This window comes from Candidatus Schmidhempelia bombi str. Bimp (assembly GCF_000471645.3).
Lineage (GTDB): Bacteria > Pseudomonadota > Gammaproteobacteria > Enterobacterales > Orbaceae > Utexia > Utexia bombi.
In genome coordinates this window covers 1-12,400 of the sequence record NZ_AWGA01000013.1, presented here as the reverse complement: position 1 = coordinate 12,400, position 12,400 = coordinate 1, and the positions used below count along the sequence as shown (strand labels likewise).

The 12,400-nt window shown below is 39.6% G+C and carries 8 protein-coding genes; 2 read left to right on the top strand and 6 right to left on the bottom strand.

All coding sequences use genetic code 11. The features are described from left to right. Positions 1 to 13 precede the first annotated feature (13 nt). Positions 14 to 607, top strand: coding sequence for an XTP/dITP diphosphatase (locus O970_RS01430; RefSeq protein ID WP_024495406.1), 594 nt, complete (start codon positions 14 to 16; stop codon positions 605 to 607). Next, positions 600 to 1,736: a radical SAM family heme chaperone HemW gene (gene hemW / locus O970_RS01425; RefSeq protein ID WP_024495405.1), complete on the top strand. Its 1,137-nt coding sequence runs from the start codon at positions 600 to 602 to the stop codon at positions 1,734 to 1,736. The genes O970_RS01430 and hemW overlap by 8 nt, the downstream gene beginning before the upstream one ends. Before the next feature lie 529 nt (positions 1,737 to 2,265). On the opposite strand, the gene O970_RS01420 is transcribed toward hemW, so the two are convergent. From O970_RS01420 to O970_RS01395, 6 genes are all read right to left on the bottom strand, one after another. Beyond that, the gene (locus O970_RS01420; RefSeq protein ID WP_024495404.1) at positions 2,266 to 2,925 is read right to left on the bottom strand and encodes a hypothetical protein; all 660 of its coding nucleotides are present in this window, start codon (positions 2,923 to 2,925) and stop codon (positions 2,266 to 2,268) included. A 126-nt stretch (positions 2,926 to 3,051) separates the two neighbouring features. Further along, positions 3,052 to 3,711, bottom strand: a complete 660-nt coding sequence (locus tag O970_RS01415; RefSeq protein ID WP_024495403.1) for a hypothetical protein — start codon at positions 3,709 to 3,711, stop codon at positions 3,052 to 3,054. A 12-nt stretch (positions 3,712 to 3,723) separates the two neighbouring features. Further along, complete coding sequence (locus O970_RS01410) at positions 3,724 to 7,965, bottom strand: toxin VasX (protein ID WP_024495402.1); 4,242 nt, start codon at positions 7,963 to 7,965, stop codon at positions 3,724 to 3,726. Between the two features lie 83 nt (positions 7,966 to 8,048). Further along, on the bottom strand, positions 8,049 to 9,017 hold the full coding sequence (locus O970_RS01405) for a hypothetical protein (RefSeq protein ID WP_024495401.1): 969 nt from the start codon (positions 9,015 to 9,017) through the stop codon (positions 8,049 to 8,051). Then, positions 9,017 to 11,377 (bottom strand): type VI secretion system Vgr family protein, encoded by a 2,361-nt coding sequence (locus O970_RS01400; protein ID WP_051318571.1) that lies wholly within the window; start codon positions 11,375 to 11,377, stop codon positions 9,017 to 9,019. The genes O970_RS01405 and O970_RS01400 overlap by 1 nt, the downstream gene beginning before the upstream one ends. Before the next feature lie 650 nt (positions 11,378 to 12,027). After that, on the bottom strand, positions 12,028 to 12,400 hold a 373-nt coding region (locus O970_RS01395), incomplete at its 5' end, for a laccase domain-containing protein (RefSeq protein WP_024495399.1).

Genomic DNA, 12,400 nt, shown 5'->3' with positions numbered 1-12,400 from the left:
ATAGGAGAATAATATGCAAAAAATTGTCCTCGCCACCAATAATCAAGGTAAGGTTAAAGAACTTAATCACTTACTGTTTGACGCTGGTTTTGATGTCATCTCGCAGCGGGATTTTAATGTTGCTGATATTGATGAAACAGGTCTAACCTTTGTTGAAAATGCCATTTTAAAAGCGCGTAATACAGCGAGAATAACTGGCTTACCCGCCATTGCCGATGACTCAGGTTTATGTGTTGATGCATTACACGGTGCGCCGGGTATCTATTCAGCGCGTTATGCTGGCTTAACTGCGGATGATAGTCAAAATAATGCTAAGTTATTACAAGCATTAAGTCAGGTGCCTGTACAGCAGCGTACCGCTTATTTTTATTGTGCTTTAGTCTATTTACGCCATGCAGATGATCCGACGCCCATTATTTGTCAAGGTAAATGGTCTGGTTATATTTTAACAGCGCCGCGAGGAGCGGGTGGATTTGGTTATGATCCCTTATTTTATATTCCTGAGCTAGGTTGCAGTGCTGCCGAATTAACACGGGAGCAAAAAAGCGCTCTATCACACCGAGGTCAGGCCTTAACCATGTTGTTAGAAGCGTTACGTCATGCATAATCACTTGCTACCGTTAAGTTTATATGTGCATATTCCTTGGTGTGTACAAAAATGTCCTTATTGTGATTTTAATTCACATAAGCTAAAAAGTAGGCCAGATTATGACGCTTATATTGATCATTTATTAAAAGATTTACAACAGGATATAGCGTTAGCTGGCGATCGACAAATCTCCACTATTTTCATTGGCGGAGGTACACCCAGTATTCTCGAACCGAATTTTATCGATAAACTAATCAAGGGCATTCGTCAACGCATATCGGTCGCTGCCGATGCAGAAATTACGATGGAAGCCAATCCTAACACTGTTGATGCGTTACGGTTTGCTGGATACCAGCAAGCGGGGGTTAATCGATTTTCAATTGGTATTCAAAGTTTTTCTGATCAAAAACTACATAGTTTAGGTCGTGTGCATAATACGCAAGAAGCCAAACAGGCAGGGCAATTAGCTAACTCCCTTCACTTACGTAGCTTTAATCTTGATTTAATGCATGGATTACCGAATCAATCCCTGACAGAAGCCTTATTTGATCTACAACAAGCCATTGACCTTGCCCCTCCTCATTTATCATGGTATCAGTTAACTATCGAACCTAATACGTTATTTGGTTCTAAACCACCTATATTACCTGATGATGATCTACTATGGGAGATTTATCAACAAGGCCATCAGTTACTAGTTAATGCTGGTTACCAACAATATGAGACATCTGCGTATGCTAAAGTGGGTTATCAATGTCAACATAATCTAAATTATTGGCGATTTGGTGATTATTTAGGTATCGGTTGCGGCGCCCATGGTAAATTAACCCAAGCAAATGGTGAGATTATCCGTACCGTAAAAACCCGTCATCCACAAGGTTATATGTCTGGTCGTTATCAGGAGAAACGATATAATGTACCTCTAGCTGATCGTCCGTTTGAATTTTTTATGAATCGTTTTAGGCTATTTGAACCCACACCAAAAACCGAATTCACAGCACGAACTTTTTTACCTTTTACCAGCATTGAAAATCAGATACAACAAGCGATGGAGCAAGGTTATCTTAGCGAAGATAACGATAGCTGGATATTAACCGAGCGTGGCAAATTATTTCTTAATGAGTTGTTAGCGTTATTTTTAGAATAGTTTGAATAGATGGTTCAAACTTTCAAGATTTAGAGATGGCCACTCATTGAAATGACAAGACATGTAATATTAAATGCCCACTTAAATAAAAAGGATTTCCATATACTAATGTGATGGTGGAAACGATATTTAAAAAAATAAAAACCGAGTTTATTAAAGTTGAAAGATCTATGAGAACCAATAAGTACAACAAGCTTTTGCTACTTATACTTATTGGTTTTAATTATAAACGCTTATATTCTTGGTTAGTCTATTTACCTATATTTTCTTAAATATTTATTATTTACCGTAACCTTATCTTCTTTAATTACCATTTATAACGAGCATTGACTCCTCATAAGGCTAACTTTTTTCACTGGCACTATACACTAATTTTGGCTTATATCCCATTGCCTGTCCCGCTGAGTTTTTTGTCTCTTTCATCTGTTTGCCCCTGCGCTTATCCCCTTTCCAAATCAACTATTAATAGTCGTGCTTCTATGGAGGTTTTTATATTTTTTAGACAGGCATTGGTACACGTTTGGTTTAATTACTTTTGATAGGTGCCGTTAACTCCCCATCTTGAACGCAATTTACCCCCCCTTAATACATCAAAATAATGTATGCCATGTAATGGTCCGCCCGTTGTTATCTCCTTAGGATAACGAAAACGTTCATACGCCTCCGAATTTTTTACCCAGTCAGGTATATTTTCAACATGATAGGTGATATAAACGTCCCGAACTTTAATTCCCCCTAGCCTATTAATCCAATCTCGTTTGCGGTCTATTGAGTCCACGACAATTCGCCCAAAGCAGAAATTAGTCGCGCCAAAGGCCCATTTTACATACTGCTTACCCAAATCAGTGAGCTCATAGCGATAAAGTGGTTTTCCTTGCTCTTCTCCAACTAATTCCTCACTAAAAAAACCAAGTCCGCTAAAAAAATGTAAGCTCTTATTAGTTCGATGATTAAAGTGCGCTCTTCGCGTTTCATACGTAAAGGGTAAATCTGCACCGTCTATATATTTAATCGTATATGGGTACATGGATTGCGTAATATCAGTAATCACCATACAAATTGCTTTATCCCCCGTTTGATTATCCCAGTCATAAATCCCCTGTATTTTCTCTTTATAAGGGTAATTATCACACCCAGCTAATGCTAAAGTGCCGATTCCTAATAGGCTTGTTAATAGTAATTTTTTCATTTTGGTTCCTGATTATGAAACAACCACACTCTCTCTGTGGTAACGATAGGAAAGTAGATAGGGTGTTATCTCTTTGCCTTCTTTTTGCTTAGATGTTCTTATTTACCATTACCTTATCTTGTTTAATTACCATTGATAATTACCACTTACCCCAGAAATAGTATCTAGTTTATTATTGCCAAGAACTCTATAAGTGTGCGTACCCGGTAACGGTTCACCCGTTGTTATCTCCTTAGGATAACGAAAACGTTCATACGCCTCCGAATTTTTTACCCAGTCAGGTATATTTTCAACATGATAGGTGATATTCACTTCACGTATAGTGCCCCCACCCACCCCATTAATCGAGTCTCGTTTGCGGCCTATTGAGTCCACGATAATTCGCCCAAAGCAGAAATTAGTCGCGCCAAATTTCCATTTTACATACTGCTTACCCAAATCAGTGAGCTCATAGCGATAAAGTGGTTTTCCTTGCTCTTCTCCAACTAATTCCTCACTAAAAAAACCAAGTCCGCTAAAAAAATGTAGGCTTTCATTTGTCAATTGATTAAAATGCGCTTCTCGCGTTTCATATGTAAAGGGTAAATCTGCACCGTCCATATATTTAATCGTATACGGGTACATGGATTGGGTAACTTCACCAACCATCATACAAATTGCTTTATCCCCCGTTTGATTATTCCAGTCATAAAGTTCCTGTATATCTTGTTTATAAGGGTAATTATCACACCCAGCTAATGCTAAAGTGCCGATACCTAATAGGCTTGTTAATAGTAATTTTTTCATCTTGGTTCCTGATTATGAAACAACCACACTCTCTCTGTGGTAACGATAGGAAAGTAGATAGGGTGTTATCTCTTTGCCCTCTTTATCTAGCCGTCCATTAGGCCAGTAATTTACAAATACCGATAATTGATGGTCTCCGCTTATCTGCCCTAAACGCTGCTTAATAAGAAATAAGCCTATTAAATTATCTGATAAGCTATTATTTTCTTGCGGTGGTTGAGTCGCTTGCGGTAGCGGTTGCCCAGTGGCGATGGTCATTAGCTTCGTCCATAACTTTTCATCTGCACTCAGTTTTTTTATTTTCTTTTCATCCATACGATAAAGTTCTTTCTTCTTATCAAGCACCTTTTCTGTTGCTGGTTTAAATAACACGCTGTTTTTATCTGGGGTTACTACTATTCGCTGTTTACTATAAGCAATAGTAAGAATAATCGTTTCTCCTTGATCGGGTTTTATCGTTACTTTACCCTCGAACCAGGCAAGATCCGTATTAAAATCGGGCAAATTCAGAGTTAAATAGATATCATAGTCAGTATTGATTTGGTCGTACCAGCGCCATTCCGCCTCAGCCTTGCATAGCCCCCCATTCACCGCTAAATAGTAATCCTGCTTTGAAAGTTGCATACACACCGGCGTCGGTAAATAGTACGGCGGGTACCGGTCACGATGGTCATAATTACCCAGCATGCTGCGGTTTAACCATTTGTCCAACTCATCCCAGTCACTGCCATCACTGTAAAATACCGCATTTATTACAAAAATCCCTACACTGACAAAAAGGAAAATTATTTGCCCTATCGTCGGTACACTATTTGCTAGCATTGCCGCTGACATGAGCAGACTTAATATGCTGGTCGTCAGATATACCCCTGCCCCACTATTCCCCGCCTGCCAGCTTTTGTACGACAGAATACTACCCATCACACTGTCGACCACCCCTATCCAGCATCCAATGCTTTTAGTTATTCTTAAAAAGTTATACCCATTGCTATTCTTCGTTAAGTATAAGCAGACGGACGACGATTTGAGCATCCCGCCCAATTTACTTAACTGTATTATCCCCTCTATCCCCATAATGATGGCCACACTGTAACTGCTAATTAATTTGGCTTTCATTAATCTTTTATTATAATTGTCATCCCATGCATCTAGCTGTTGCTGTAAACTGCGTAAGTTTGCTACCTGAAAATAGAGACCCACCCCTGCCAACACTAGACTCGATGTGATATCTAATACCTCTATATAGTGCTGCCGCCTTAGCCCTTTCGCTACCGTCGCTAAGTAGTCTATCTGATGGTCATTTAACGTTAGGTTATTCACCTCAATCACGTTCGCTTTTAGCTCTCTTAACTGGCTTTGTGACATATTGCCATGGCTTTGGCTTTTTAGTGCCTGCTCAAAACGTTGTTGATGGGCTGGCGTGTCAAACGACATCAGAATACTGACTTTTACTTTCTCGCTCGCCGTCTGCTTATTCCCCGACTGCGGTATATGCCAGCGCCCTTTGTTATTTTGCAGAATATTTATCGCCGTGCCTTTATCACTCTTTAGTTGTCCATCAAAAAACAGTGACCCAAAGTCTTCTAACCGTTTTAAATATTGATGTAGCCCTTTTACCGACATCGTTAGCTGGTATTGCCTGACCCGGTGGATATGTTTATCTTTAAATAGATTGATGACGTTGATGTAATGACTGCGTATCATTAATTCGTTGACTTTTACCCATGTGCTAGCTGCGTTGTTTATCCCTTCCAGTCCACTGCTAATCAGCCTTTCCAGTAGTAATCTCAGTAAATGGGTGTTTTGATTTACCTCCAGATTTAGCACTTTATTAGTCATTTCATAAACTTGACTCTTTCCAATCCCTTTTATCCCTTTCGCCGGTAGCGTCGGGGCTTTATCTGTCGGTAATATCCCTGATTTGCTAGCTAATTCCAATGCCTCAAGCTCACTATTCCAGTAGGTCTGTTTGGCGCTCGACGCCGGTGATAGCTCCGGTTTTATATCTCCCAACAGATAAAAATATATCGATTGTTTATTTTCAAATAATAGTCCCCAGAGTACACCATGTAACGGCAGCGTTAGCGTCCCAATATGACCACTGTCTAATATCAGTAAAAATGAGGATAGTAGGCTTAGGTGCATATCTGAACTGTTCGGGTAGACTTCATTGCGCCAAAAACGTAACCGATTTAATTGCTCCGGTAACGCTACTTTAGTCTCGCCCTTTTCCACCTGATAGTAGCGCTTGTCTTCACCAAATAACCAAATTAAATAATGGAAGTAATCCCGCGATACCCGCTCAACATAGTTATATAATGATTGATGACCCTGTCGCTCTAACTGTTCATAATTGGTTACCGATTGTCGATTGAGGCGCTTTTCTCGTTTCTCCCATACCTCTTTTAGCTTTTTCTCCGCTATCTGCTCTTTGGCCACTTTTAGATGATAAAAATGTACCACCTTTACCCCGTCAACCCTTTTCACTCTCAGTCCCGTCGTCTCGTGTTGGTACTGGCTAATTAATGCCTGTTGTTGCTCAGCACTTAACAGCACCTCTTTATAGTCTCCCAATCCAATGCCATTGGCATTGTAACCGACCAGTCCGCACTCACTTAAATAACGGCAATATAAATAAGGGCGCGGTAGCCCTGCCGAATCCCGACTTAACCCCAGCTTTTCCGCTAACGTCTCTTCACCTATAACATCTATCACCTGAATTTTATTTATCTCTGCCAGTTCATTTAGCCGCTTGTAATGATTCGTCTGTAAATTGATTAAATTATTTTCTTGAACAAATCTATCATTGATTGTTTTTTGCCTAAGGTCGCTCGCTGTCGGGTCATAACTACTCGCTTTCCGATAAAATAGAAATAAGTAAGCGTCATCTGCCCCCGATTCTAGCACTGAGCCTCGTATCGCCGCTTTATATTGCTCTATCTGCCGGTAGTGATGCCGCGCATAAATTATCTCCGGCGTGAAATAACATAACGGCGCATCGCTCACCCGACTGGCTTTATCATCGTAATACGCCGCTAGTTTATCTCGACCATTCTTGAGTTGCATGGACTCTACCAGCGTCGTTCGGTTGGTGCGCCGCTCTTTGTCATAGATAAATTCATGACCGCTACTACGTATTATCTGATGATAACCACTTAACGCCTTTTCTTCTGTTTCACTTTGTTCGCTTAATCCTTCCGTCACTGGCGCTAATTGTTGTCGCCGCTGTACCGCTAACTCTTCCGCTATGCCTAGGCTGTCTTCCACCACTAACGCCGCCGGCTCTACTCCTCCATATTCCTCGTCTGATTGATACCGGCTCACCGTTTGCGATAAAGCTTTATGGAGGTCTTCACCCTTTAATGAGTTAAAATGACTGGCTGTGTAAAATAGGTGACCAAATAATTCCGATAAAACGTCTGCACTAACCATCAGTAACTCTTTTAAACTGCGTCCCTGTTGGTCTAGCATCCCTCGCCGCATATCATTGAATAATGGCAATCCCGTCGTGGGTAATAAACCTGTTAGCGAGTTTGGCTCGTCAAAGTAATCACGCACCATGTGTTTATCACACTCTAGCTCCAGTAAGTGGCGCTTTTTGGTTAAGAAATCCCTAAACGCAAACCGTCGCTGGTCAACCCTTACCCGGTCTGAACTCGCCTGCCTCAAGTCTATCCTACTAAAACGCTGTTGACGCTCATCAACATGCCGCCGGTAATACTCCACTGTCTCTGCTGTCCAGCGTACCGATGAATAGGCTATCCACGCGTTATCGTAGCGATTGTTGTCTATGGTGATAAACTGCGCCTTAACCTGATGTTGGGCGATGATACAACTTATCGGTATCTCTTTGGGTCTTGTCCCTTTTACATCCCGAAAGTCACGTAACCTAAACGCCCCTGAATGGGTCACTTCATATACCTGTAGGTCCAGTTGGCTATCATCCTGATTGCCTTGGGGATTGGCCAGTATATAAACATAACCTTCACGTAAAGTCCGATAAGCATAACGGTAATTTTCCCACTCCATTGCCGGCTCGCGCCCTGCCAGCGTTACCATCCCTTTACCCCAGTTAATCGTCGGCATAAAACATGACGGTACTATCGATTTTCTTACCAGAAATATTGCAAATCCGCGCCGCTGACACGCCCCACATTGCCCTCCAGCTAAGGCTAACTCTTTTTCACTGGCACTATACACTAGTTTTGGCTCATATTCCTTTGTCTGTCCCGCTGGGTTTTTTGTCTCTTTCATCTGTCTGCCCCTGCTTATCCCCTTTCCAAATCAACTATTGTTTGCGTCAATAGTCGTGCTTCTATGGGGGTTTTTATAAATTTTTAATATTTAGACGTTTTTTCAATATTTTGATTTAAGGCGTTAAGATCTGCCTCTTGTTGACTTAGTAATCGCCCTAATTGTCCATGCTTTTCTTCATTGGCTATTACGTCATTGATCAACTGCAATAACCGTTTATTTGCCGTGAGTTGACCATATTGTAATGAGAATAGAACATATGCTCTTCTATCTTTAGCATTAGTCAGTTGCATTCCATAGGCATCATAAAAATAGTCAATAATCGTCGCTAATGCTTTCGCCGGTAAATCTTTGTTTTGTTGTTCACATAACTCTAGCCAAGTGACTGCCAGACCATAAAGCGCCAGCTGATTTAGCTGATGATAACGTAAGGTTTCATTAACAAAACGTAGCGTAAAATCCTGTTCATCCTGATAAGATACCGATTGAAAAAAACAGGCTTCTACATCGGTATTAATAAAGCAATAACACGTATTAGGTGGTAGGATTAGTCCAAGATGGGATTCTGGTTGTTGATAACTGTGGTGCAATATATCTAGTGTAAACGGTTCATAAAAAGGAAGAAATGGTTTACCAAGTGCATGTCCAGCCCGTATCCCTGATTCAAGTAAGGCCTCTGCCAATGCTTCGGGCGTTAATGGGCTGGCAATAAAACCGCATACATAATGTTTGCTGGTTAAATAGTCCTCTTTGATTTGCACTAAGCTGGATAATAGCAATTCCTCGTTTAATGGTTCATTTGGTTCGGCAATACACACTAGCAATGGGCAACTATTTTCATTATGGGCTAATTCTGGCCGTTTGATAACAGCTAATAACTCTGGCGCAATATTATCTTGTAATGCAAGTTCGTAAATTAAGGATAGTTCACTGACAATACCAAGTTTATCCAGTAATATATAGCGATAGTGCGATTTAGTAATCTCACTATCTAGTTCACTTTGTAATTGGTCATATATAACAGCTAATTTATTAAGAAGCGTACTTATCATTATAATTGCTCCTCACAATGTGCGCCTTCGGGTAATTGCGGCGGGGAAACACTTAATGTTTCTGGTCCAAAACTGCCAAAACTTGTCGAAAAAGTCCGTATATCGCCAAGCGACATTAGTTTAATACTATTTGGCTCAATAATAATCGCGGAGTCGCCGCAACTTAAAGTTAGTTTATTACAAGCCGAGACTGTCACTTCATGACCCACACTAGTTAATTTTACGTGTTTATTTCCGGTGAGATGCAACTCATCGTTTTGGGCCTGTATATCTATTTTCCCTTGCGCAGCAAATATGTTGATACCCATTTTATTGGCAAAAAGACTAATGCGGTTACCAGCATTAACCATAAAACGTTTAAAAGCGCTGATATCTATACTATTTTGTGCAGTTTGAATAATGTTATTCCCTGCCGTGTTTTGAATACTGTCTGGCGTCACCGTTGCCACACCTGCCGGTGCATACTGTAATATTGCCGAATCGGTGAGCTGTTTAATTTTTTCTTCTAGCAGTTTTTGCTGATTTTGTAGATCAGCGAGTGAAGCTTTAGCCGCTTTTGCTTGTTGATTGAGTTTGTTCACCATATGAAGCGCTTGTTCTAGTTCGCTAACTGGCTGATTGATATCAAGGACATCACCATCGGCTTTATATTTGCCTTGGGCGGTAATATAGAGTCCTTTCGCTGCTCGAATAGCACCCCACTCATCAGTTCTTAATTCAAAACCTTCGCCTCGTTGTTGTTTATTCTGGTTAACTATATGACCAATATTAAGCTGAGTTTTACCATATTCTGTTGCCAGTTTAATATGTTCTTTACCGCGTTTATCATCCATGCGTAGTTTATTATTGGCTGGCGTACGAATCACATTGCGGTTTTTGTTGGCAGTTGATACGTGGTCTGGATGATGGCTATCGTGCATAGCATGAGCTATATATGGTCGATCCGGATTACCGCCCACAAATCCAATCGCAACTTCAGTGCCATCAATTAATGGAAAGTGGAAACCATAAGTATCACCAGCATAGGGTTTGGCCAGTCTAACCCATAAGCTTTCCTCACCATTTCGCCAAGTTTTTAAATCAAAATTAAATTTAACTCGGTAACGTCCTTGAGTATCAAGATAACCATAGGTATCATTATCTGGGCTGGTTATCTTAGCAGGTAATGTACCACCAATTTGCGGCCAGCTAATTGGCACTGGGCGATATGGTTTTAATACATTAAATGGTATTGCGGTAAAACTAGTTGTATACGATTGACTCCGATCACCATAGGACTGCGTGGAAAGAATAATAATCCCTTGACTAATGCCATGCATGTTACTATTAGTGATAATAATACGTTGTCCTGGTACTAAATGATAATCGTTACATTGACCACGAATGATTATTTGTTGACTGATATGTTGTTCATGACGGATTTTAGCGTACCAACTACCACTCTCTATCGTGCTATCATTGCCTTTACTGTTGAAGTGTTCACCATAAAGATAACTGGTGCCTTTGGTGGTCTTATCTTTTGGTTGGGTATTAATCTGTGCCAGCATATTTATTTCTGCTTGACGATAGTTATAATCTTGTACTTGTACCTGTTGTTGGACAGTTTTACTCTGGAATTGCAAATCCCATACGCTATCACGACCTTTATCTATCATATCACTAGGTAGATGATAACTAATATGTCTTGCATCATCATAACCTTGCTCATAATCACTTAGCACTAACACATCACAGTGATGTTGCTCGTGGATTTCAAAACGAAACCATATACCTACATCAGCCAACAGACGTTGAATAAATGCCAGATCACTTTCTTGCCACTGCGTAATAAATTCACGGACAGGGTAGGTCTCTTTAAGTGCTAATCGATAATTAATATCGGTAAAATCATGGCGGCGTAGGATCTCTTTTACTACTTCCACCACGCTTTGATTTTGATAAATAGCACTATAATGATCATTGTCTAAAAGCGCTAAGCGTGACTGTAAAACAACTTGATAACATGCTTCTTCTTTATTTACTGACAATTGGCTAAATTCAGTGATTACACCATATATAGTGCGAGGAATAGCAGGCCTATCAAGGGAGCTGATTTGGATTGCTTGTTTAATAGGTTGCAGTGGATAGAAAGTGAGGGAGCCTGATTGACTTAATACTGAATCAATCATAAGCTGTTTATCCGTACTGGTAAAAGTCACTGTATAACACCAAGGCTGATTGAGGTGTTCTTGACCTGTTATAGATAAAACGGATAATACTGAGTTTGAATTAAGTCCAACAATAGTCAGCGTGTATTGATTCGATGAAAAGTTATTAACTACAGTGTTTAAGCTAGCTATTTGGTGCTTATTTATAGCCATATGAATTCCTTTATTATTGTTTTTATAGAAGATTTTTTTGTTATGCTTATATAGTTTTTACTAACTAAAATAGATGATCATATTTAGCTAGATAACATACGTTATTTTGTTTACTTAATCAATCTGTAAAGATAAAAAATTAGATATACTTCATGGGGTTTTTATAGCTATTTTATTTAATAGATTATGACACTTTGCGTCTTTAAGCTTTTAGGTATGTTTAATCAAGGATAAAGAAATAGTAGGCTTTTCTATCATCCCATATTTACTTAATGAATAGTCTGTTTTTTGATGAAAATGAAGAGAATAAAATTGCTATGCCTGTTTGTATTTTCAAGATATCTATAATATAGCTATTTCTATCTGTTTTTATGAATTTTTATTACTACCATGTTAGATTTGAATCAGTTTAGAATATCTGCATTTTTTATCAGATGCTTATATTAATAATTGGTTTATATACTATGTTAATGATAGCCCAGCTTAACCCGTTATTGCACCATGTTATAATTCAATGTAAGGGGTTTAATTTGTTTATCTTTAAAAGGCATCATGTTACCTTTTGATAATCCATTACTCATGAAAAATCAATTAGTTATCTCATTTAAAGATGATGATTTTTATCTATACCTATTTGCTGTTTAACCTTATTACGCTAACCAAATCATCGTTGCCATGCGCCCAGTAGTATGCTCACGACGATAAGAAAAAAAGGATTGTGGTTCGCTCATCGTACAGCGATCGCCACCAAAAATGGCGGTAATACCTAGGGCATTTAAGCGTTGTTTGGCTAATAGATAAATATCGGCTAAATATTTTTGTTGTACGTTATCAATTAGCTGAAATGCTTGGGAGGCGTTAGGGTTATGTTGTTCAAACTGTTGTTTTACCTCTGGTCCTACTTCAAATTGTCTCGGACCTATTGCTGGACCAAGCCACACTTGTATCTGTTGTGGCGCTGCATGAAAATGACGAACGGTATTTTCGATAATACCATTACATAAACCACGCCAACCAGCGTGG